The sequence below is a fragment of the Rhodococcus sp. 14-2483-1-1 genome (genome assembly GCF_002259335.1).
In the GTDB taxonomy this organism is placed as follows: Bacteria; Actinomycetota; Actinomycetes; order Mycobacteriales; family Mycobacteriaceae; genus Rhodococcoides.
Map to the genome: position 1 here is coordinate 174,764 of NZ_NPFX01000022.1, position 26,958 is coordinate 201,721.

2 protein-coding genes are annotated in these 26,958 nt (G+C 64.6%); both read right to left on the minus strand.

Annotated features, from left to right (window positions below; translation table 11 throughout):
• Positions 1-7: 7 nt before the first annotated feature.
• The gene (locus tag CH294_RS21870) at positions 8-26,776 is read right to left on the minus strand and encodes a non-ribosomal peptide synthetase (RefSeq protein ID WP_094739070.1); all 26,769 of its coding nucleotides are present in this window, start codon (positions 26,774-26,776) and stop codon (positions 8-10) included.
• Positions 26,777-26,935, minus strand: a complete 159-nt coding sequence (locus CH294_RS27570) for a hypothetical protein (RefSeq protein ID WP_155289297.1) — start codon at positions 26,933-26,935, stop codon at positions 26,777-26,779.
• Between the last annotated feature and the right edge of the window lie 23 nt (positions 26,936-26,958).

A 26,958-nucleotide genomic window follows, 5' to 3' on the forward strand; every position in this document is an offset into this window, starting at 1 on the left:
CCAAACGTTATTCAGCTGTATTACCCAGATGAGAATCGACGATCGGCCCGATTACATCGGCCGCATCGGCATTTGTCATCTCGTTGTGGAAAACCTCGACGTCGTGGATGACGATATCCCCTGTCACGTACGGTCGCCATTCCTGCGGTGATCTGACAATTCCGTCGCTCGCACCCTTCGTTGCGGAAAAGAACAAAACATCTCCGTCGAAGACGTCCGGCACGAACTCGGCCATGATTCTTGTCGAATTCTCGAATCCTGCGTTGATTCTTCGCAGATGATCGGCAGTCACGCCGGTCGTCTGACCCAAGGATTCGTCCAGCAGTTCCACGCCCCGCTCGTAGGTCAGCGGCTCGGCCGACGGCTGCGCCGTCAGGTCGAGACCCAGGCCTCCGAGCAGATTCTCGACGCTCAACGCTCCGTCGATGTTGTCGTCGTCGTGGCCGTCGACGTAGCTGTCCAGCAACGCGAGAGTGCGAACTTCGCTGCCGGTGCTGCGCAATTCCACAGCGATCGCGTGAGCGAGCGAGCCGCCCAGCGACCAACCGAGCAGGTGGTACGGACCGACCGGCTGGACAGTGCGGATCTCGTCGGCGTATCGGTGCGCGAGGTCACGAATCGAACCGAACGTAGTACCTTCCACGATGCTCGGCAGCTGCAGGCCGTACACGGGACGGTCGTCGGTCAATTTCGAGACGATACCGGCGTATCCCCACGAGAGCCCGATTCCCGGGTGGACGCAGAACAGCGGTGCCTTCGACCCGGTACCACGCAGCGGAATCATCACTCCGAACACCGAATCGAGATCGGCACCCGCGGCATCGGCGTCGGACGCAACCCGTGCGGCCAGCCCGGCCGGTGTGGGGTCGACGAACAACGCTTGCAGCGGCACTCGTACTCCGATGGCGCCTTCGATGGCCGGCACGATCTTCGTGGCCACCAGCGAGGTGCCGCCGAGCTCGAAGAAGTTGTCGTCCATACCGACACGCTCGACTCCGAGAACCTGAGCAAAGGCGTCGGCGATGGCAGCCTCCACGTCGGTACTCGGTGCTCGGTACGGAGTTGTCGAGACCGTCAGCTCCGGTATCGGCAATGCCCGACGATCGAGCTTGCCCACCGGGGTGAGCGGAATGTCGTCGAGCTCGATGATCGCCGACGGAACCATGTGGCGTGGAAGCACTTTGGCTACTCGATCTCGCAGCGCCTCGGTGTCGACCGTCTCGCCGTCTGCCGCCAGGACATACGACACGAGCACCGTGTCCCCGGACGCCGCGGTGTGTCCTATCGTGGCGGCAAATCCGACCTGTTCGTGCTCGGTGAGGGCGGAGTCGATCTCACCGAGTTCGATTCGGAAGCCGCGCACCTTGACCTGGAAGTCGCTGCGTCCGACGAATTCGACAGCACCGGTACTCCCCCAGCGCACGACGTCGCCGGTGCGGTACATCCGCTCGCCCGGAGTACCGAACGGGTCGGCTACGAACCGCTCGGCCGTCAGTCCGAATCGCCGTAGGTACCCACGTGCAGTGCCTGGGCCGGCAATGTACAGCTCGCCTGACACACCTGCCGGGACCGGTCGCAGGCGTGCGTCGAGCACCAGGAACCGGAATCCGGTCCCAGGGCTGCCGACGTCCACCGTGCCGCCGGGCACCAACGGCCCACCGACACTCGCTTGGATAGTGGTCTCGGTCGGACCGTAGCCGTTGAACATCTTGCGGCCAGGTGCCCATTTCGCCACCAGTTCCGGAGTACAGGCCTCGCCGCCGACTGCAAGGACGCGGACAGTGCCGAGGCGGGTCTCGTCGATCGACGACAACGCCGCCGGTGTCAGGAATGCGTGCGTGACGTGTTCGGACTCGAGCAGGTCGGCAAGTTCGCTGCCGCCGAACGTACCCGGCGGCACGATCACGACCGTGGCACCGACGCCGAATGCCATCGTCAGCTCGTACACCGACGCGTCGAAACTCGGCGAAGCGATGTGAGACACCCGCGAATCTCGGGTGGGTCGGAATCGCTCGATCACCTCGGCCTGCAAGTTGGCCATGCCTCGGTGTCGCACCGCGACGCCCTTCGGCCGACCCGTCGAACCCGACGTGTAGATCAAATATGCCGGGTGGTCGAGGTGCAGCGTCGCCGTGCGCTCCGAGTCGGTGACGGCATCCACGGGGTAACGAGACAGTTCCGAGGACGTCTCGGGATCGTCCAGCACGAGCCACGGCACGGTGTCGGGTAGCGACTCCCTACTGTCGATATCGGTCAATCCCATTGCAGCGCGGGAATCTTCGAGCATGTGCGCGATGCGGTCGGACGGGTAGTTGGGGTCGACCGGCAAGAAAGCTGCGCCGGTCTTGGCGACCGCCCACACCGACAGGACCGATTCGATCGACCGAGGCAGTGCCAGGGCGACGAACGTTTCCGGGCCGACGCCGTAGTCGATGAGCATCCGAGCAATGCGGTTGGACCAGCTGTCGAGGTCGGCGTAGGACAGGCTCACGCCTCGATAGGTGACGGCGACCGCGTACGGGTCGAGTGCCACCGACGCGGCGAGCATTTCCGGCCATGTCCGCAGCGCGACGTCCGCCGAACCGCGGGCCGGTGCCAAAGCCTGCTTCTCGTCGGCACCGAGAATATCGATATCCCCCACCGCAGTGAGTCGATCGTTCCCGACGGCGTCGAGCACGCGAACCAGACGCGCCGCGATGGCGTCGACGGTGGCTGCGTCGAACAGTGATGTGGCGTAATCGAACGCTGCCTCGAAGCCGGCCGGTCGCCCGTCGTCCCCGAAATTCTCGGACACCAGGAGTTGCAGATCCTGCTTGGCGACGGGTACGTCGAAGTCGAAGCCCTCCACCCGTAGGTCGGGGAGCTCGAGTGACGCCTTCTCGTTGTTCTGGAACGACAGCGCCACCTGTGAAAGCGGAGCGTACGCCGTCGACCGGGTGGGATTGAGCACCTCGACGATGCGCTCGAACGGCATCTCGGTGTGATCGAAGGCATCGAGATCTTGTGCCTTCACCTGGGTGAGCAGATCCACGAACGAGGTGGAGTCGACGACCCGGCTGCGCAACACCAACGTGTTGACGAACATCCCGACGAGGTCGTCCAGTCCCGCGTCGCCGCGCCCTGCCACCGGGGTGGTGATCGCGATGTCGTCGGTACCGCTCAGTCGTGCCAACACCACGGCGAACGCGGCGTGCAGCACCATGAACATACTGACGTTCTGCTCGCGGGTCACCTCGACGAGTGCCCGGTGTATCTCGGCCTCGACGGTGAATCGCACCCGGCCACCCCGGAAATCCTGAGTGGTGGGTCGAGGGCGATCGGTGGGCAACGGCAACAGATCCGGCAGTCCTGCGAGCGTTGTCGTCCAGTACTTCAGCTGGGCCGCAGCCACGCTCGACTCGTCTTTTTCGTCGCCGAGCAACGAACGCTGCCAGAGCGTGTAATCGGCGTACTGCACCGGTAGCGGCCGCCAATCCGGCGCGCGCCCTGCACTGCGAGCCGAGTATGCGAGTACGACGTCGCGCGCCAGCGGTGCCATCGATGCGCCGTCGGCTGCGATGTGGTGCACCACCATGGCGAGAACGAAGACCTGATCGTCCGCCGCCGAGCCGGTCGTGTCGAGCACCTGGAACAGCTCGACATGCACCGGTATCTCGGTGGTGACGTCGAACCCTCGACCCGCCAACAGGGCCACGCGATCGGTCAGTACCCCGGCATCGATCCGTTCGGGTTCGACCGTCGGCGCGACATCGCCGGCCGGATGCACCAGCTGCACCGGGAACTGCGGACCCTCGGGGAAGGTCGTGCGTAGCGACTCATGGCGTTCGAGAACGTCGACGACCGCGGCGGCCAGTGCCGCAGTGTCGAGCTGCCCGGTCAGTTTGACGACCAGCGGCACGTTGTATGCCGCCGACGAGGTGTCGAACCGGTTGATGAACCACATACGTTGCTGAGCGAGCGAGAGTGGAATGTGCTCGGGACGCTGAACTGCGACGAGGGCCGGACGATGCGATCGGGTGTCCGCAGTACCGACCACGTTCGCCAGACCCGACACCGTCGGCGTCTCGAAGATCGTGCGAACGCCGATCGCAGTACCGAATTCGGCGTTGACACGCGCGATCACCCGAGTTGCGCTGAGCGAGTCGCCCCCCAGCTCGAAGAAGCTGTCGTCGGCACCGACTCGGTCGATGTCGAGGATCTCGGCGAACACCGCAGCGACGGTCAGCTCGGCAGGGGTGGTCGGCTCGCGGTACGACGTTGCCGCACCGAACTCCGGTATCGGCAGGGCAGCGCGATCGAGCTTGCCCACGGGGGTGAGCGGAATGGTCTCGAGCACGACGATGGCGCTCGGAACCATGTGAGAGGGCAGTGCAGCGGCGAGATGATCGCGCAGCACAGCGGTGTCGAAGGTGTCGACTGCCTCCCCTGCCAGACGCACGTAGGCAACGAGCACGGTCGCCCCCGAAGGCCCCGGAGTGCCGAAGGTCGCCGCGAAGTCCACCGCAGGATGCGCGGAGAGCGCCGCGTCGATTTCGCCGAGTTCGATGCGGAAGCCGCGAACCTTGACCTGGGAGTCGCTCCGACCGACGTACTCGACGGTCAGATCCGGTGACCACCGCACCACGTCTCCGGTGCGATACATCCTCGAACCGGGTGCACCGAACGGATCGGCGACGAATCGCTCTGCCGTCAGGCCCATTCGGTCGTGGTAGCCGCGGGCCAGACCGACACCGGCGAGGTACAGCTCTCCTGCGACACCGACAGGAACCGGCTGCAGCCGTGAGTTCAGGACCACCTCGTGCACGCCGCGCACCGGCCCACCGATCGACACCGGCTCGCCGGCGACCATCGGTGCACTGATGTTGGACATGATCGTGGCCTCGGTCGGTCCGTACCCGTTGTACAGGTTGCGCCCGGGGGCCCACTTGCCGACCAACTCGGCCGGAACGGCCTCGCCGCCGACGACGACGTCGGCGAACGTGTCGAGACCTGTTGGGTCCACCGACGCGAGGGCAGACGGAGTGATGAATCCGTGAGTCACTGCCTCCGATGCCAACAACGACGCGAGCTCCTCGCCGCCGTACACCGTCGGTGGCACGATCACCATGGTTGCTCCGGCACCGAATGCGAGCAGATATTCGAGCACGGAGGCATCGAAGCTCGGCGACGAAACATGCAGTGTCCGTGATTTTTTCGAGACGCCGTAGCGCTCGCGCTGCTCGGTCGCGAAGTTGTCGAGGCCGGAGTGGGTGACCACGACGCCCTTCGGAACGCCCGTCGAACCCGACGTGTAGATCGTGTACGCAGCACTGTCCAGAGTGATGCGACCGTGACGTTCGCTGTCGGCTATCGGCTCGTCACCGACGCCGTTCGGGCCGTCCGTGGCGAGATCGTCCAGAATGATCCATGCCACGGTCGAGGGCAGGTCGTCGAGATGGGCACGGGTGGTGACGCCGAAACTCGCGCCCGAGTCCGCCAGCATGTGCTCGATGCGATCGGCGGGGTAGTTCGGGTCGACCGGAACGAACGCGGCACCGGACTTGGCGACCGCCCACACCGTCAGAACGGATTCGATGGACCGCGCGATACCGAGCGCGACGAACGTCTCGGTGTGCACGCCGTGGCTCAGCAGGATCCGAGCGAGTCTGTTCGACCGTCGGTCCAGCTCCCGGTACGTCAGCTCTCCGTCCACGCTGCGCAGCGCGATGGCGTCCGGATCGATGGCTGCGGCGTCGGAGAAGATCTCCGGCAACAAACGCGTGGAGCGGCCTTCGATTCCGAATACCGGTGCCAGGGAGCCGAATTCGGCCTGATCGAGCAGGCTGAGTCGGGCCAGAGGCTGCTGCTCGTCTGCCAGCACTGCGCCGAGCACCCGCTCGACTCGGTCGACGATGGCGTCGACGTCCTCGACATCGAAAAGTTCGGGCAGGTACTTGGCCTTCAGATTCAGGCGCTCGTCCACGGACGAGACCAGAGTCAACGGATAGTGTGCGGCGTCGGTCCCCAGAATGTCGGTCACCTGCATACCGGCGAAATCCGTTGCCGCAGAGGCACCGGCGCGATCGACCGGGTACGACTCGAACACCGTCAGCGTGTCGAATGCGACCCCGGCACCAGCCGCACGCTGGATGTCGGTCAATCCGAGGTAGTGATGGTCCAGCAACGACGCCTGCTCGGACTGAACACGATCGACCAGAGCGCCCAGCGTCTCGCTCGGATCGAGCGTGACCCGAACGGGCAGCGTGTTGATGAACAGCCCGATCATGCCTTCGATGCCTGGGACCTCGGGTGGACGTCCCGACACGGTGGCACCGAACACGACGTCGTCTCGGCCGGTCAGTGTCGCGAGCACGACGCCCCACGCGGTCTGGACGAGCGTGTTGAGAGTCGACCCGCGGCGCGCCGCGAAATCGCGTAGGGCAGCGGTGGTCTCGATCGACAACGAGCGTTCGGATTCGCGAGAGACCGTGGACAATTGCCGCCCTCGATCGCCGGTGACCAGCAGCGTCGGCTCCTCGACGCCCGCCATCGCACTGACCCACTGCGCGGTCGAGATCGAGACGTCGCGTTGCCGCATCCATGTCAGGTAGTCCCGGTACGCGGGCACCCGCGGCAGCATCGAGTCGTCGGACTCGGTGACGTACAGCGTGATGAGTTCCTTGACGACCAGCGGCGTCGACCACCCGTCCAGCAGAATGTGGTGGTTGGTCAGCAGCAGTCGCCAATGATCGTCGGCGAGGGTGATGAGCGTGAATCGAAGCAGCGGCGCGGAGTCCATCTCGAACCGAACACCGCGATCGGCTTCGAGGACTCCTTCCAGTGCAGCCTCGACATCGGCTTCACCGCGCAGATCGATCTCGGCCCACGGAACCGTGACCGAACTCTGCACGATCTGCAGAGATTCGCCGGAGCTGTTGTGGACGAACGCTGCCCGCAGATTCGGATGACGTGAGACGAGCTTGTCGACTGCGGCGTGCATCCGCTCGGAATCGACGGTGCCACGCAACTCGAGGCCGAGTTGCACCATGTAGGCGTCGACGCCCGCAGAGTCGCTGCCGACCTCGCCCGCGAGGCGCGCGTGGAAGAGCAAACCAGCCTGCAGCGGCGACATCGACCACACGTCGTCCAGGTCCGGGAATCTGTTCTCCAGTACCTCGATGGACCTCTGATCTATGTCGACCAGCTCGAGATCGGACGGAGTGAGACCACCCGCACCGTCGGCCGAGGCGTGCTCGGTGATCGAGGTGAGCGCCTGCGTCCAGAGCTCGATCAGTCGATCGACCTCGTCGGCACCGAGGATCCCGGCCGGGAATGCGAACGTGGCGTCGAGCTGTGGGCCATTGGGTGTCGACGTCGTGACGGCATTGATGTCCAACGCGGCCGGCACGGGCATGTCCGGGTTCTGCGCGTCGCCCAGTTCGGCGTCGGCCACGGGAATCCAGCCCACGTCTTCCATGCCCTCGGACGAACCGGTCGAGAAGCGCCCGAGGTAGTTGAAACTGACCTGCGGAGCGGCGTGATCGGACAGAGCTTCGGTTCCTGCGGGATCGAGGTACCGGAGCATGCCGTAGCCGATGCCGTGATCGGGGATCTCGAGCAGCTGCTCTTTGACGGCCTTGATCAGCGTGCCTGCGGAGTCTCCGCCGGACAACGCGTCGGCGATGTCGACGGAACCGAGGTCGAGGCGCACCGGGAAGATCGTGGTGAACCAGCCGACGGTTCTGCCGAGATCGGCTCCGGGAACCACGGCGTCTTCACGGCCATGGCCTTCGAGCGTGATCAGCGCACTGCGGACAGCGGCTCCCCGTTCGCGACGCCATGCCGTGAGCGCGAGAGCCAACCCGGCCAGCAGGCCGTCGTTGACGCTGCCCCGGAAGACATTCGGCACCGTGGTCAGCAGGCGCTCGGTGACCTCGACCGGCAGCGATGTGCGAATGCGCTGCACGGTGGCGTCGACGTCCACCCGCTTGTCCAGCGGACGCGAGCCGATGGTCGGATCTTCGCCGTCGAGGATGCGTCGCCACAGCCCGAGCTCGCCTGCGCGGCTTGTGGTGACCTCGGTCAATCCGGTGGACCAGCGCCGCATCGACGTGCCGATCGGTGCCAGCACAGGCTCGTCGCCCGCGACGATCTGGCTCCATGCCGTGGCCAGATCCGGAACGAGGATGCGCCAGGACACGCCGTCGATGACGAGGTGATGTGCGACGACGAGAAGTCGACCGGATCCGTTCGGGCCCTGGAACCACACCATCTGGACCATGACCCCGTCGGCGGGGATCAGTCGATCCGCTGCGGCGTCGAGTTCGGTTGCGGCGCGGGAGGAGAACTCGGCACCGTCCACGGAATCGACCGAGACGGCATGGATGACCGACGCGGCGGACACGGTCCCGATCGGAGAGACTTCCTCGTGCCACGTGCCGTCCGAGTCCTGGAACAGACGCGACCGCAGCATGTCGTGACGATCGAGCACGGCCTGGACTGTGCGCTCGAGCGTGGTGGTGTCGATACCGACCGGGAGCTGAAGCAGAGCGGTCTGGGTGTAGCGACCGAAGTCGGTGCTGCGATCCAACATCCATCGAACGACCGGTGTCAGTGGTAGTGGGCCGACTCCCCCGCCGTCGAGTTCCTCCAGTACGACGACGTCGCCTCCGAGAACGACCACCTCGGCCAGCGCGGCCACGGTCTTGCGCTCGAAGATGTCGCGTGGAGCCAGCACCAGTCCGGCCGCCTTGGCGCGGGAGACCAGCTGAATCGACATGATGCTGTCGCCGCCGAGTGCGAAGAACGAATCGTCGACGCCGACGGTGTCGAGTCCGAGCACGTCCGCGAACAGGCCGGCGAGAATGGACTCGACTTCTGTTGCAGGCAAGCGACTTTCGGTGACATTGGCCGAGAAGTCCGGTGCCGGCAAGGCGCGTCGATCGAGCTTGCCGTTGGCGGTGAGGGGCAGCTCGTCCAGCACGATCAGCGCGGCAGGCACCATGTAGGACGTCAGCGTGGTGCCCACGAAATCGAGAACGGCGGAGTGATCGAGGGTTCGACCGGACTCGGCAACGACGTAGCCGATCAATCGGTCACCGAATCCGTCGTCTCGTACCGAGACCACGGAGGCCGCGACACCGTCGAATGCGAGCAGAGCGCTTTCGATCTCACCGAGTTCGATGCGGAACCCGTGCAGCTGTACCTGCATGTCACTGCGGCCCAGGTATTCGAGCGCCCCGTCGCGGTTCCATCGCGCAGTGTCACCGGTGCGGTACATCCGGTGTCCGGCCGGACCGGAGGGATCAGCCACGAAACGCGTTGCCGACAGGCCGGCCCGTCCGAGGTAGCCGCGCGAGAGCTGTGCCCCGGAGACGTACATTTCGCCGGTCACGCCGGGTGGCACAGGCTTCAGACGCGCGTCGAGAACGGCAACGTTCAGGGCCGGGATCGCCTGACCGATGACGCTGGCGGACGCCGAGGCGGCGAACTCCTCGGTCAGGGCCAGGTGGCTCACGTGGACCGTCGTCTCGGTGATGCCGTACATGTTCACCAGGGTCGGCGCGGACTCGTCGTGTCGGGCATACCAACGGCCCAACTGTCCGAGATCGAGTGCCTCACCGCCGAAGATGACGTAACGCAGCGAGAGGTCTGCCGAGTCATCGGCAGCTCCCACGGCAGCGGTGGCAACCCTATCGGCCTCAGCGAACTGGTAGAACGCCGTCGGTGTCTGGTTGAGCACCGTGACCTTCTCGCGCACCAGCAACTCGCGGAACAGCTCCGGCGAACGTGCCGTGTAGTAATCGACGACGACGAGGGCTCCGCCGTGCAGCAACGGGCCCCACAGCTCCCACACCGAGAAGTCGAACGCGTACGAGTGGAACATCGTCCAGACATCGCGGCTGTCGAAATCGAACAGATCCGCGGTGTTCGCAAACAGTGTCGCCACATTGCGGTGCGCGATCTGGACGCCCTTGGGGCGACCGGTACTACCCGAGGTGTAGATGACGTACGCGATCGAATCTGCACCGGTCCTGCCCGAGCGGTCCGCATCGGTCAGCGGTGCGCCGGAGACGTCCTTCAGCTCCGCGATCAGTTCCGGCGAATCGACCAGGAGAACATCGACGTCGGAGGCCGGAACCGCAGTGCTGTCGGCCACGGTGGAGATGACGCAGACAGGCGAGGCGTCCTCCAGCATGAACGCGAGTCGGTCAGCTGGGTAGGAGACGTCGATCGGCAGATACCCGCCGCCGGATTTGATCACGGCGAGCAGCGCCACGATCAGCTGCTCGTCACGTGGCATTGCGACCGCAACGAGCGATTCGGACGTCACGCCGCGACCGACGAGAACGCGGGCCAGGCGGCTCGAACGGTCGTCCAGCTCGGCGTAGGTCATCGATCGATCGCCGAAGACGACGGCACGCGAATCCGGGAATCGTGCTGCAGCAGCGGCGAATCGGTCGGCCAAGGTCGAGTCGTCTGCCTCGAGACCCGCGTGGTTCCACTCGTGCGTCATCGCATCGAGTTCGCCGGTGAGAAGCAGATCGATGTCGCCTACGGCGCTGTCAGGATCGGCAGTGACTGCATCGAGAACGGCACCGAAGCGTGCGGAGAACTCCTGGACGGACGATTCCTCGAACAAATCGACCGCATACGTGATCGCTGCGGTCATCCCGGACGGCGCACCGGTCTCGTCGAAGTTCTCCGCAACGGTCAGCTGTAGATCGAACTTCGCCACGTGTGCGTCGATGTCGACGGCTCGGACGGTCAGGTCCGGCAGCTCGAGCGTCGCCGAGGTGTTGTTCTGGAATTCGAGCAGTACCTGGAACAGCGGCGAGTGGTCGGTCGAACGCGTCGGGTCGAGTACGTCGACCAACCGCTCGAACGGGACGTCGGTGTTGTCGAACGCAGCCAGATCGGCTGTGCGCGTGGCACGGAGCAGGTCGGTGAACGAGAGCTGCGGTGCCACGTCGGTGCGCAGAACGAGCGTACCCACGAACATGCCGACCAGATCGTCGAGTGCGGCGTCGCCGCGGCCTGCGATGGGGGTACCGACCGCGATGTCCTCGGTGCCGCTCAGTCGCGCCATCAGGACCGACCATGCAGCATGTACGGCCATGAAGACGGTTGCCTCGTTGGCGCGTGCGACGTCGACCAGTGATGCATGGGCGTCGCGGTCGATCTCGAAACGAACGCTGTTGCCGCGCAACGATTGACGGGCCGGGCGGGGATGATCCAACGGCAGCGGGAGAACCTCGGGCAGGTCCGCCAGGGCGGTTTTCCAGAAGTCCAGCTGCTGTGCGGCGAGTGACGACGGATCGGACTCGTCGCCGAGAACATCGCGCTGCCATATCGCGAAGTCGGCGTACTGAACCTCGAGCGGTACCCACATCGGAACTGTGGCTGCGGCACGGGCTCCGTAGGCCACCATCACGTCTCGCGCCAGTGGTGCCATGGACGCTCCGTCGGCGGCGATGTGATGCACGACGATCGAGAGCACGAACTCGTCCGGTGCCAACCGGTACAGAACCGCGCGGAAGGGCAGCTCGGTCGAGACGTCGAATCCCTGTGCCGCAGCTGCCGACACGGCCGCCACGACCTCGCCGGCGTCGAGATCGACGACGTCGAGCTCCGTCGATGCAGTCCGGACGTCGAGAATCTTTTGCTCGGGTCGCTCTCCCTGGGTGGGGAACACCGTGCGCAGCGACTCGTGTCGTTCCAGAACGTCGCCGACGGCCGCGCTCATCGCAGCGATATCGAGACGACCGGTCAGACGAACCGCGAGCGGGATGTTGTACGCCGCCGACGTCACGTCGAACTGGTTGATGAACCACATCCGTTGCTGAGCCAAGGACAACGGAATCGAACTCGGCCGCGGCTTCGCGACGAGTGCGGGGCGGCGAACCGTGCCGAGCGGGTTGCTGTCCACGCGCTCTGCGAGCGACTCGACAGTGGGAGCCTCGAACAGGGCACGCACACTGATCGCAGTGTCCAGGGCAGTGTTGACTCGCGCGGTGAGTCTGGTGGCGCTGAGGGAGTCGCCGCCCAGATCGAAGAAGCTCGAATCGATACCGACTGCCTCGATTCCGAGCACCTCGCCGAATATGTCGGCGATGATCCGCTCCGTCTCGGTTCGGGGAGCACGTGAATCGCTTCCGAGATGGAGATCGGGAGCAGGCAGTGCTTTTCGATCCAGCTTGCCGGCAGGGGTCAACGGAATCGATTCCAGCGCGACGAAGGCCGTCGGGATCATGTGCGTGGGAAGCGAACTCGACACATGGGTCCGCAATGCGGCGGCGTCGATCTGCCGACCCGGTCGCGGAAGAACATAGGCGACCAGAATCGTGTTTCCCGTCGGACCGTCGACCCCAACCGTGGTGGCGAATTCGACCGTCGGATCGTCGGTCAGAACAGCGTCGATCTCGCCCAGTTCGATACGGAACCCACGCACCTTGACCTGGAAGTCGCTGCGCCCGACGTACTCGAGTGTCCCGGATTCGGTCCACCGCACGACATCTCCGGTGCGGTACATCCGCGCACCCGGCTCGGCGAAGGGATTTGCAACGAATCGGTCTGCTGTCAGACCGAATCGGGAATGGTAGCCCCGGGCAAGTGCGGGCCCGGCGAGATACAGCTCTCCCGCAACTCCGACCGGAACGGGATGCAGCCGTGTGTCGAGAACGACCTCGCTGAAACCGATTGTCGGCGAACCGATGTCGATAGAGGAATCGACGCTCAGCGGATCGCTGATCGACGAGAAGATGGTCGCTTCGGTGGGTCCGTACGCATTGAACATCAGACGACCCGGAGCCCAGCGAGCCACCAGCTCGGGCGGACAGACGTCTCCACCGGTGGCGACGACGCGCAGCTCGGTGAGGCCTTCGGGGTCCACCGATGCCAGTGCGGCAGGCGTGACGAACGCGTGCGTCACGTTCTGCTCGGCGAGCAGTGCGGCCAGCTCGGTGCCGCCGTAGACCGAGGTCGGTGCGATGACCATTGTCGCAGCGCCGGAGAGGACCATGACCAGTTCGAGGATGGAGGCATCGAAGCTCGGCGAAGCGAAAGCCAGAACTCGAGCATCGGGAGTCACCTCGAAACGGCTTCGCTCTTCCTCTGCCAGATTCGCAAGACCGCGATGGGTGACGGTGACGCCCTTGGGCACACCGGTCGAGCCCGACGTGTAGATCAAGTAGGCGACCTGATCGACGTGCATCGGACGCGTTCGGTCTTCGTCGCGCACCGGGGTGGTCGAGAGATCGGCTAGCTCGGCACGTGTCTCGTCCTGATCGAGGACGGTCCACCGGGCCGAGCCGAGACCGTCGACAGCGGGGACGTGCGTGGCGAGTGTGAGGCCGATGGAGGCACCCGAGTCGACCAACATGTGCTCGACGCGATCGCGGGGGTAGCTCGGATCGATGGGCAGGAATGCCGCGCCCGTCTTGGCGACCGCCCAGATACCGAGAACAGAATCGATGGAGCGCGGTAGAGCCAGTGCGACAACACTTTCCGGTCCGGCACCGCGGGCGATGAGCGCGCGGGCAAGAGCGGAGGACCGCGCGTCCAGCTCGGCGTAGCCGAGGCTGCCGTCCCCGCTCCACAGAGCGAGGCCGTCGGTGTTCGTCGCCGCTGCACCGGTGAAGATCTCGGGGAGCAGACGAACACCCGACGACGCCGGGCCGTGAACCGGGGCCAGTCGACCCAGTTCGTCCTCGGACAGCAGTGACAGCGATCCGACGCGCCGATCGGTATCGGTGGCAATGGCCTCCAGTACCCGGACGATCCTGTCGATCGTCGCTCGAACGACGCTGTCCTCGAACAGTTCTGGCAGATACTTGGCTTCGATGTGCAGGCGGTCGTCGACCATCGCGACCAGAGTCAGTGGATACTGCGCCGTGTCGCTGCCGTCGTGGACGTCGTGGACGTGCATGCCGGCGAGGTCGGTCTCGGCCGACAGTCCTGCACGGTCCATCGGGTAGGACTCGAACACCGTCAGGGTGTCGAAGGCGACGGCCGGTCCCACGGCGCGCTGAATGTCGGTGAGTCCGAGGTAGTGGTGATCGAGCAGAGCAGCCTGCTCGGCCTGCACCCGATCGAGGTATTCACCGAGTGTCTCGGATGGATCGAGCACGATCCTGACCGGCAGGGTGTTGATGAACAAGCCGACCATCGACTCGATATCGGACACCTCGGGCGGTCGTCCGGACACGGTCGCACCGAACACCACGTCGGAGCGTCCGGTCAAGGTGCCGAGAACCATGGCCCACGACGCCTGCACCATGGAGTTCATCGTCACGCCGCGTGCTCGGGCGACGGCCCGCAGTCGGTCGGTCTGTGCGGTGTCCAACGAGATCAGCGCACGGCCGGCCAACGTCGATTCCTGGCGCCGACTTTCGACCGGAGTCAACAGAGTGGGTTCGGACAGTCCTGCGAGCGCGTCGGTCCATGCCGCAGTTGCCGACGAACGGTCACGTTTTGCGAGCCACGACAGGTAGTCGCGGTAGGCGGGGACGCGCGGGAGCACGGTCTCGTCGCCGTCGACCATGTACAGGGTCAAGAGGTCCTTGAGCAGCAGCGGCGTCGACCAACCGTCGAGCAGAATGTGATGGTTGGTCATCACCAGACGCCACTCGCCCGGCGCCACCGTGATCAGCATGAAGCGCAACAGCGGAGCCTGAGCCATGTTGAAACGGGTGGCTCGGTCCTCGTGTTCGATGCGTTCGAGCTCGGCGGCCCTATCGTCGACGTCCAGACCGGTGAGGTCGATCGACGACCACGGTGCGTCCACCTCGTGATGCACGATCTGGATCGACTCGCCGTCGGTGTTGTGCACGAAGGCGGTACGTAGGTTGGCGTGTCTACGCAGCAGCGCCTGAGCAGACCGTCGGAACCGAGCTTCGTCGACGTGTCCGCGCAGTTCCAACACGAGTTGAACGATGTAGGCATCGACGGACTGATCCGACAGCTCGGCGTGGAACAGCAGACCGGCCTGCAGAGGCGTCATCGACCAGATGTCGTCCAGTGTCGGATAGACGCGTTCGAGGTCGTCGATCGAGCTCTGGTCGAGCCGAACCAGCTCGAGATCGGACGGAGTGAAACCGCCGGCTCCGGGCCGCTGTGCAAGCAGAGTCAGCGCGGTGAGTGCCTGTCGCCACAGTTCGACCAGCTCTGCGACCTCGGCCGCGTCGAGAACGCCTGTCGGGAACGCGAACGAGGCTTCCAGTCGTGGGCCGGTCGGTGTCGCCGTGGTGACGGCGTTGATGTCGAGCACAGCGGCGACGGGTAGATCGTCGTCCTGCGAATCACCGACACCGGAATCGTCGACCGGCAACCAGCCGTGCCCGCGAAGCTCGTCCGGAATGTCGGTGCTGTAGCGCCCGAGGTAGTTGAAACTGATCTGGGGAGCCGGGAAGTCGCGAAGCGCAGCGGCACCCGTCTCGTCCAGGTATCGCAGCATGCCGTAGCCGATGCCGTGATCCGGAACGGCCAGCAACTGCTCCTTGACCGATTTGATCAGGCGCGCTGCATCGGCGCCGCCCGCGAGAGCGTCGTCCAGATCGATACCGTCGAGGGTCAATCTGAGCGGGTAGATCGTGGTGAACCAACCGATGGTGCGGCCGAGATCAGCGCCGGGCACGACGTGGTCCTCACGACCGTGACCCTCGAGGGAGATGAGCGCGTCGTCGACGACCACGCCGCGACCTCGTCGCCAGACGGCGGTGGCAAGGGCCAAAGCTGCGAGAAGACCGTCGTTGACGCTGCCGTGGAACGCGTCGGGCAGTGCGGTGAGCAGTCCCTCGGTGACGTCGGTCGACAGAGTCGTCTCGATCTTGTCCACGGTCCGGTACACGTCGATCTCGCGATCGAGCGCACGGGATCCGATGAGCGGATCGGGTTGCGCCACAACAGATCGCCAGATTTCCAGCTCGTCGGCGCGGGTCGCGGTGACCTCACGCAAACCGTGAGACCAACGGCGCATCGAGGTGCCGACCGGAGCCAGTTCCGGGGTGTTTCCGCCGATGATCTGGGCCCATGCCGACGCGAGATCCGGAACGAGAATCCGCCAGGACACACCATCGATCACCAGGTGATGGGCGACAACGAGCAGACGGCTTCCCTCGGTGCCTGCGTCGAACCACACCATCTGGATCATGACACCGGAATCAGGTGCCAAGCGGGCCACTGCTGCCGCGGCCTCGGTTCTGGCCTGCTCCGAGAACTCCGCCCCGTGAACGGTTGTCGACGAGACTCGGTGGACAACCGACCGCGCGGACACCGATCCGACGGGAAGAACCTCCATCGCGGGGTGTTCACCGCGATGCAGCACACCGCGAAGCATGTCGTGGTGATCGAGAACCGTCTGGACAGTGGCTTCGAGAACGTCGAGTTCGATGTCCGCTGGAAGCGTCAGGACAGCGGTCTGGGTGTGCTTGTCGAGCACTGCCGTGCGATCGAGCATCCATGCCACGATCGGGGTCAGCGGTACGTCTCCGACACCGCCGCCCGGCAGTTCTTCGAGCACGAGCGCTGCTGTTCCGTCACCGGCTGCGACCACCTCGGCCAGCGCGGCAACTGTTTTGTGCTCGAACACATCTCGCGGCGAGAGGGCGAGGCCGGCGGCTTTGGCGCGCGAGACCAACTGAATGGACATGATGCTGTCGCCGCCGAGCGCGAAGAACGAATCGTCGACGCCGACGCGGTCCAGCCGCAGGACCTCGGCGAACAATCCGGCCAGCGTCTTCTCGACCGCATTGTCGGCATCGCGGCCGCCCGTGGTGACCTGAGCGGACCAGTCCGGTTCGGGTAGTGCGTTTCGGTCGAGTTTGCCTGCCGGAGTCAACGGAATCGATTCGAGCATCACCAACGCCGACGGCACCATATGCGCCGGCAACACCGACCCCACATGCTCCCGCAACGACGCCGCATCCAGAACCGTCCCGGCCACGGGCAACACGTACGACACCAACACCGTCGCCCCGGCCGCACTCTCACGCCCCACAGTGACCACAAAATCGACACCCGGCACAGCCGCCAACACCGAATCGATCTCACCCAACTCGATCCGGAAACCACGCACCTTCACCTGAAAATCGCTACGCCCCACATACTCCAACGCACCCGACGCATTCCACCGCACCACATCACCGGTGCGATACATCCGCGAACCCGCACCACCGAACGGATTGGCCACGAAACGCTCCGCCGTCAAACCCAACCGAGCGTGATACCCACGAGCCAACGCCGGACCCGCCAGATACAACTCACCCACCACACCCACCGGCACCGGATTCAACCGCGCATCCAACACCACCTCCGCGAAACCGATAGTCGGAGAACCGATATCGACAGACTCCCCCACCACCAACGCCGACGAAATCGACGAGAAAATCGTCGCCTCCGTCGGACCGTACGCATTGAACATCCGCCGACCCGGCGCCCACCGCGCCACCAACTCCGGCGCACACACATCACCACCGGTGACCACAACCTGAACCGAATCCAACCCCACCGGATCCACCGACGCCAACGCCGCCGGCGTCACGAACGCATGCGAGACCCGCTCCTGCGCCAACAACGACGCCAACTCCACCCCACCGAACACCAACGGCGGAGCAATCACCATCGTCGCCCCACCCGAAAACGCCAACACGAACTCGAGAATCGACGCATCGAAACTCGGCGACGCAAACGCCAACACCCGAGACGACGGACCCACACCGAACCGAACCCGCTCCTCAGCAGCCAAGTTCCCCACACCACGATGAGTGACCACCACACCCTTGGGCACACCAGTGGACCCCGACGTATAAATCAGATACGCCGCATCATCGAGACGCAACACCCCCGAACGCTCGGCATCCAACACCGGAGCAGCCGACCGAAACGCCAGATCCGCCACCACATCCGGATCATCGAGCACCACCCACGACACCCCACCCACACCCGACACCGCACCCACATGAGCACCCAACGTCACACCCACCACAGCACCCGAATCGACCAACATGTGCTCGATCCGATCCACCGGATAATTCGGATCCACCGGCAAGAACGCACCACCGGCCTTCGCCACCGCCCACACCGCCACCACAGACTCCACCGACCGCGACAACGCCAACGCCACGAACGACCCCGGACCCACACCACACGACATCAACATCCGCGCCAACCGCGACGACGCCGCATCCAACTCACCATACGAAAGCACCCGCGAACCCGACACCACCGCAACACCACCGACACCAGCCACACCCACCGCACCAGCCAACAACTCCGGCAACACCACACCCACCACAGACCGCGGACCACGAACCGGAGCCAGGGAGGCGTATTCGTCGTTCGACAGAATGTCGATGTCCCCGATCCGGACGGACGGGTCCGTCGTCACGACATCGAGGATTCGCGCGAGGCGGTCGGCGAGGACTCGGACCGTGTCGGCATCGAACAGTTCTGTGGCGTAGCGGAAACCGGCATCGATGCCGACCGGTGCCCCGAACTTGTCGAATTCTTCCGAGACCGTCAATTGCAGGTCGAAATTGGAGATGTGATTGGGCAGTTCGATGCCCTCGATCGACAGGCCGGGCAACGTCACCGTCGGTCGGTCGGTGTGTTGGAACTCGAGCATCACCTGGAACAACGGCGCATGGGCGGTCGATCTCGCGGGATCGACCGCATCGACGACGCGCTCGAACGGGATGTCCGAGTGTGTGAACGCCGCAAGGTCGGTGGCACGCACGTCCGAGAGGAGATCCTCGAAACGAGTGGAGCCCGGCACCTGGGTGCGTAGCACGAGGGTATTGACGAACATGCCGACGAGCTCGTCGAGCGCAGCGTCCCCTCGACCCGAGATCGGCGTTCCCACCGAGATGTCCTCGGTGCCGGACAGTCGGGCGAGAAGGACGGCCAATGCGGCGTGCACGATCATGAACGAGCTCGAATTGTGCTCGGCAGCAACAGTTGCGAGCCGCGCATGGACGGCCGCGTCGATCTCGAACGAGACCGAGTCGCCGCGCAGAGACGCCACCGCCGGGCGGGGGCGATCGGTTGGCAGGGGCAGAACCTCGGGGCTGCCGGACAGTGTGTCGACCCAGTAGGTCGATTGCTGTGCCATCAGCGACGCGGGATCGGACTCCGTGCCGAGGTATCGACGCTGCCACAGTGCGTAATCGGCGTACTGGACCGGCAACGGTTCCTGGCTCGGTGCGTGCCCTGCGGCACGGGCGCTGTACGCCACCATCAGATCGCGGGCCAGCGGGGCGCTGGAGAAGCCGTCGGAGGAGATGTGGTGCACCACCATGACGAGTACGTGCTCGTTCTCGCGCTCCCGGATCAATCGGACGCGCAACGGAACGTCCGCCACCACGTCGAAGCCCGAGCCGGCGACATCGCCGATCAGTTCGTGCACATGCCGGTCGTCGTCCGCAGTGATCGGAGTCAGATCCGGCAGTGCCGACGCCACATCGAGAATCGATTGCACAGGGCCGTCGTCGGACAGCGGGAACATCGTGCGAAGAGACTCGTGCCGCGTCAGCACATCGCCGATGGCCGATCGCATCGCGTCGACGTCGAGGGCACCGCTCAGGCGCATGGCGAACGCGACGTTGTAGGCAGCCGACTCGGTGTCGTACTGATTGATGAACCACATTCGTTGCTGCGCCAGCGACAGCGGGACTACGTCTGGCCGCTCCTGCGGAACCAGTCGCGGAGCCGCGTCGGCGTCGTGTTCACGGATGTCGATGCCAGCGGACAACGCGCGCACGGTGGGCGCGTCGAACAGATCCCGGATACCGATATTGCTTCCGAGTGCGGCATTGACCCGCGCTACCAAACGCATCGCGATCAGAGAGTTGCCACCGATCTCGAAGAAGCTCGACGTGACGCCCACCTGGGAAATGCCGAGCAGGTCAGCGAAGATGCCGGCCACGATTTCTTCGACGGGGTTCTCAGGACCGACGAATTCCGAAGCGGCGACGGTGAACTCGGGTGCAGGCAGCGCCTTTCGATCGAGCTTTCCGCTGGCGTTGACCGGCAGCGAATCGAGCACCACCACATGCGAGGGCACCATGTAGGCCGGAAGCCGGCGCGCGGCCTCGGCCGTCAGATCGGTGGGGTCGACGGCAGCACCGTGTGCGCCCACGACGTAAGCAACCAGCGTCTCACCGGTGTTCGGGTCCTTGTGTACCAATGCGATCGCTTGGGCGACCGACTCGGACCGCAGCAGGACGGCTTCGATCTCGGGCAGCTCGATGCGCAGGCCGCGCAACTTGACCTGAAAATCGGTACGGCCGATGTACTCGAGCTCACCGTCGGCGCGCCAGCGAACCAGATCGCCTGTGCGGTAGAGCCGCTCACCCGGTTCCCCGAACGGGTCGGCGACGAAGCGATCTGCCGTCAGATCGCCGCGCCCTACATAACCGCGTGCGAGTTGGACACCCGCGAGATACAGCTCGCCGGGTGCGCCGATCGGTGCCAGCCGCAACGACGCGTCGAGCACGTACAACCGGGTGTTCCACACCGGTGCGCCGATGGGGATGGAGACCGGATCCCGTCCGGTCACGTGGTAGTAGCTGACATCGACTGCGGCTTCGGTCGGGCCGTAGAGATTGTGCAACTCCGCGAGGGAGAACTGAGCGAACTGTGCCGCGGTGGCAGGCGGAAGTGCTTCGCCACTGCAGAAGACCAGCCGCAGCGATGTGCACTCCGCAGCCCGGGCACCGGCAGCGAACACAGCGAGCATCGACGGTACGAAGTGCACGGTGGTGATGTGCTCGTCGGCGATGATGCGGGAGAGGTACGCAGGGTCGCGGTGTCCGTCGGGTTCTGCCACCACGAGTTTGGCGCCCACCTGAAGTGGCCAGAAGAATTCCCACACCGAGACGTCGAAGGTGGCGGGCGTCTTCTGCAGAACGGTGTCGGCCGCCTCGAGACGATACTCGTGCTGCATCCACAGCAGGCGATTCACTATGGCGGAGTGCGTGACTGCCACGCCCTTGGGCCGGCCGGTGGAACCGGAGGTGTAGATCACGTAGGCGGTGTTCGAGCCACCCAGGCTGCCCAGTCGATCGGCATCGGTGACCGACGAGTGATCGCGATCGGAGACGTCCAACAGATCGACGGCGAGAACGGGAGTTGCCACCGGAATGTTGATCCAGTCGCGGCTCGTGGTGAGAATGCACACCGGTTGAGCACTCGACAGCACGTAGGACGACCGCTCGACCGGATGGTCCGGGTCGATCGGAACATATGCACCGCCGGCCTTGACGATGGCGTACATACCCACGAGCAGGTCGATCGATCGTCGCATTGCCAGGCCGACGTGGGATTCCGGAGCCACGCCGAGCGAGATGAGGTGCCTAGCGAGCTGATTGGCACGCTCGTCCAGTTCGAGATACGTGATGCGCTCGTCCTCGAACACCAGCGCGGTCGAGTACGGACTGCGAAGCACCTGCCGGTCGAACAAGCTGCTCAGCGTGACGCCGCTATCTCCGGCCGGGATCTGCTGGTGGACCGAAGACGATTCGATCAGTCGTGCGGTGTCGTTCCACTCGAACAGAACGAGTTCCCGTTCTGCGGCGGAGAGGATGTCGATGTCGCCGGTCCGGACGTCCGTCGATGTGCCGATGGTGGAGACGATTCGCAGGAAGCGGTCGACGAACCGATCGATGGTGTCGGGATCGAACAGATCCGTGGCGTAGGTGAAGGAGGCCGACAACGCACCGGAATCGTCGGCGGGGTTCTGATCGACACGCAGTTGCAGGTCGAACTTCGCTGTGTCGGTGCTGATTTCCTCGAACTCGACGGTGAGATCGGGCAGTTCCAGCGTGGCCGCGGCGTTGTTCTGGAATTCGAGGAGAACCTGGAACAGCGGTGAATGATCGGTCGATCTGGCCGGATCGAGCACATCGACGAGTCGCTCGAACGGAATGTCGGTGTTGTCGAAGGCAGCGAGATCGGATCGTCGGGTACCGGCCAACAACTCGCCGAAAGTCGCGTGCGGTTCGACCTGTGTACGCAGCACGAGCGTGCCGACGAACATACCGACCAGATCGTCGAGGGCTGCATCCCCTCGGCCAGCGATCGGAGTTCCGATAGCGATGTCGCGGGTGCCGCTCAACCGGGCGAGCAGCAAAGCGAGCGCGGAGTGGACCACCATGAACAGCGTTGAGTCGTGTTCGGCCGCAACCGAAGACAATCGAGCGGCGACATCGGCCGGAATGGTGAACGGGGTGACGCTGCCACGCATCGACTGCCGAATGGGCCGTGGTCGATCGAGCGGCATCGGCAACACGTCGGGTAGATCTGCCAGTGCCGACTGCCAGAAGTCGATCTGCCGCGATGCCACGGATGTGGGGTCGTTCTCGTTGCCGAGGACGGCGTGTTGCCACAAGGCGAAGTCCGCATACTGCACGGCCAGGGGATCCCACATCGGAGCCGATCCCGCAGACCGGGCGCCGTAGGCGACCATGACGTCGCGCGCCAGCGGTGCCATCGAGGCACCGTCGGCAGCAATGTGGTGCACCACGATGGCGAGCACAAAACTTTCCGCGCCGGTCCGATACAGCACGGCCCGGAATGGAAGATCGACCGTGACGTCGAATCCTGTTGTCGCAGAGGTGCGGACGAGTGCGTCTACCGACGCGGCGTCGACCTCGACGAAGTCCAGTGGGAGGTTGGGTCCGGTGACGTCCTCGACCGGGGTGATGACCTGGTTCGGCAGATCTCCCACGGTGGGAAACACCGTCCGGAGAGATTCGTGGCGCGACAGCACGTCGCCGATGGCCGCGGACATCGCGGTGACGTCCAGGCGACCCGTCAAACGGACGGTGAGTGGAATGTTGTACGCGGGCGAGGCCACGTCGAACTGGTTGATGAACCACATTCGCTGCTGAGCGAGAGAGAGCGGAACGGACTCGGGTCGTTCGACAGCCACGAGTGCCGGGCGGCGGTGCAACGAGGCACCCTTTGCCTCCGCACGTTCTGCCAGTGTGCGCACCGTCGATGCCTCGAACAGGTCGAGAACTTTCAGATCGGTTCCGAGGGCAGAATTTGCTCGCGCGATCAATCGCGTTGCCACCAGAGAGTTTCCGCCGAGATCGAAGAAGCTGTCGGTCACACCGACCCGATCGACCTCGAGAACGTCGCAGAAGACAGCTGCCACAGCGGCTTCGTACTCCGTCTGCGCGGCCTCGAACGCACCGTGCGATCCGAGTTCCGGTTCGGGTAGTGCGTTTCGGTCGAGTTTGCCTGCCGGAGTCAACGGAATCGATTCGAGCATCACCAACGCCGACGGCACCATATGCGCCGGCAACACCGACCCCACATGCTCCCGCAACGACGCCGCATCCAGAACCGTCCCGGCCACCGGCAACACGTACGACACCAACACCGTCGCCCCGGCCGCACTCTCACGCCCCACAGTGACCACAAAATCGACACCCGGCACAGCCGCCAACACCGAATCGATCTCACCCAACTCGATCCGGAAACCACGCACCTTCACCTGAAAATCGCTACGCCCCACATACTCCAACGCACCCGACGCATTCCACCGCACCACATCACCGGTGCGATACATCCGCGAACCCGCACCACCGAACGGATTGGCCACGAAACGCTCCGCCGTCAAACCCAACCGAGCGTGATACCCACGAGCCAACGCCGGACCCGCCAGATACAACTCACCCACCACACCCACCGGCACCGGATTCAACCGCGCATCCAACACCACCTCCGCGAAACCGATAGTCGGAGAACCGATATCGACAGACTCCCCCACCACCAACGCCGACGAAATCGACGAGAAAATCGTCGCCTCCGTCGGACCGTACGCATTGAACATCCGCCGACCCGGCGCCCACCGCGCCACCAACTCCGGCGCACACACATCACCACCGGTGACCACAACCTGAACCGAATCCAACCCCACCGGATCCACCGACGCCAACGCCGCCGGCGTCACGAACGCATGCGAGACCCGCTCCTGCGCCAACAACGACGCCAACTCCACCCCACCGAACACCAACGGCGGAGCAATCACCATCGTCGCCCCACCCGAAAACGCCAACACGAACTCGAGAATCGACGCATCGAAACTCGGCGACGCAAACGCCAACACCCGAGACGACGGACCCACACCGAACCGAACCCGCTCCTCAGCAGCCAAGTTCCCCACACCACGATGAGTGACCACCACACCCTTGGGCACACCAGTGGACCCCGACGTATAAATCAGATACGCCGCATCATCGAGACGCAACACCCCCGAACGCTCGGCATCCAACACCGGAGCAGCCGACCGAAACGCCAGATCCGCCACCACATCCGGATCATCGAGCACCACCCACGACACCCCACCCACACCCGACACCGCACCCACATGAGCACCCAACGTCACACCCACCACAGCACCCGAATCGACCAACATGTGCTCGATCCGATCCACCGGATAATTCGGATCCACCGGCAAGAACGCACCACCGGCCTTCGCCACCGCCCACACCGCCACCACAGACTCCACCGACCGCGACAACGCCAACGCCACGAACGACCCCGGACCCACACCACACGACATCAACATCCGCGCCAACCGCGACGACGCCGCATCCAACTCACCATACGAAAGCACCCGCGAACCCGACACCACCGCAACACCACCGACACCAGCCACACCCACCGCACCAGCCAACAACTCCGGCAACACCACACCCACCACAGACCGCGGCCCACGAACCGGAGCCAGTCGAGCACGCTCGGCCGCGGACAGAATGTCCACGTCCCCGATCAGCAGCTCGGGTGCATCCGTGAGCGCGTCGAGAATCCGGACCACTCGGCGGCCGAATTGCGACATGCTCGCGGCGTCGAACAGTTCTGTGGCGTAATCGAAAACGACACCGACCGAATCGGACTCGTTGACGGTGACGACCAGATCCATGTCGACCCCGTCGTGCGGCAGAGCCGCGGGACCGAATCGAAGCGCAACCTGAGCCAACGGGCTGTGCGAGCCGGACCGAGACAGACCGAGCGCGTCGACGACGTCTTCGAACGACACGTCACCGTGTGCGAGTGCAGCGTCGAAATCGACCTCGGTCGAAGCGACGAAGTCGCCGAAAGACTGCCGTCCGTTCGGGTTGGTACGCAGAACGACGGTTTCGCCGCTGTCGGCGGGCACGGCGATCGAGACGTCGTCGGTGCTGGCAAGGCGTGAAAGAAGCACGGCGAGAACGGATTCGAACACCACGAACGGCGTTGTCGACCGGTCGGCGGCCAGTTGTTCGACTGCGGCCCAGGACGTGGATCCGAGGGTGATTTCGTGCGATGCGCGAACATGGCCGATACGCGAAGGACGGACTCGATCGGTGGGGATGCCGATCAGGTCCGGAGAATCGGAGAGTCGATCCGTCCAGTAGGCGAGCTGAGCGGCGGCGCGTCGGCGTCGTCGGCCTTCGTCGGCGCTGTCCGGATGTACTTCGGCGACAACGACATCGGGGGCGGCCGCAATGAATGCTTCGGCCATATCCACGAAACTCGAATGGTGCGCCGTGAGGTCGTCGTCGTCGTATCGGTTCGGGTTCGCCCTGAAATCGACGAATGTTCTTGCAGGTGAACCACTCTGGTACACGTTGACCAGAAGGTCCTCCACCGGCCCCGACGTGACGATGTTGAACTCGCCGACAATGGAACCGAGGTTGATCTGCTGGTGGAACAGCATCATGTTGACCATCGGCCCGGTGAGCTGCTTGTCGCTGCCCGAGGCCGCCAGCTCGCGCCGGATGTCCTCGATGCTGAACCGCTGGTGCCGAAGCGCGCCCATCAACTCGAGCTGGACCTGCTGTACCAGTTCACCGACGGTGGCGTCCTCTCGGACGTGCATCGGAATCGGTGCGACGTTGACCAGCATTCCGCCGGATCGGCGGAGCAACGCCGTGGTTCGGGCGGACACAGGAATGTTGACCAGTACGTCGTCTCGTCCGGTCATTCGCGAGAGGTAGCAGCCGAACGCGGCGATGAACACCGCGGCCGAGGTTCCGCCCTTGGTGGAGTCGGAGTCTTCGAGAGCGGTCACGACGTCGGCGGGCAGAGCGATGCTGCGCAACTTGCTGGCGGCAATCGTGCGGCCGTCCGTGTTCGACAGAGTTGCTCCGTCGTGAATGTCGGCGGCGCGGGCGACCCAATATTCCTTGTCGGACTCGAAGCGTGTCGACGTCCGATACTCCTGATCGAGCTCGTACAGACGGCGCAACTCGGCCGCCTTGTTGGGCTCGGGTTCGGAGTGCTCGACGGCGGCTGTGTACAGCGCTGCGGTGCGGTTGACGAGGGTCATGGCACCGTAGCCGTCCAGGGCCACGTGGTGGATCTTGCTGTACCAGAGGTTGCGCTCGTCCTCGACCTGAATGATCCAGCTCTCGACCAGCGGATCGTTCTCCATGTCGACCGGCTGCACGTAGTTGTGGTCGATCCAGCGCAGCGCCGAGGCCATGGGATCGTCTTCGCCGCGCAGGTCCAGGTAGTTCACGGATTGGTCGATGGAGTGATCGACCAGCTGAACGGCCTCTCCGTCGACTTCGGCCAGACGGAGGTAGGCGGACTGGAACTCGTGTCCGGCCTGAGCCGACGCTTCCTGCAGCACTGCTATGTCGAGGTTGCCTCGCAGGTCGACGTACTGGGCGATGCAGACTGCAACATCAGGGGCGAGCTGCTGAGCGAACCACATTCCCCGCTGGGCGGACGAGAGTGGGAAGCCGTTTTCGAAACCGGTGCCGGTCGGGGGCGTCTGAGACCCACCGGTTGTTGTTGCACGCATTCACTTGCCCTTCGGCGGCACGGTCGCGGTGGCGAAATCCGACGCCGAATTCATCGGCTCGAAGGTTTCGGTCCGGTTCGGGGTGTCGAGCCGCGGCGGCTGGTGCGCGCGATTGAGCAATTCTGGCTTCCGTTCTGGTCTGCGTTCGTGTCGGTTCACACCCGCTCGATGTACTGAAAGGG

Coding starts and splice junctions, on each gene's coding strand:
- CH294_RS21870 (WP_094739070.1), bottom strand. CDS start 26,776: ATGCGTGCAACAACAACCGGTGGGTCTCAGACGCCCCCGACCGGCACC.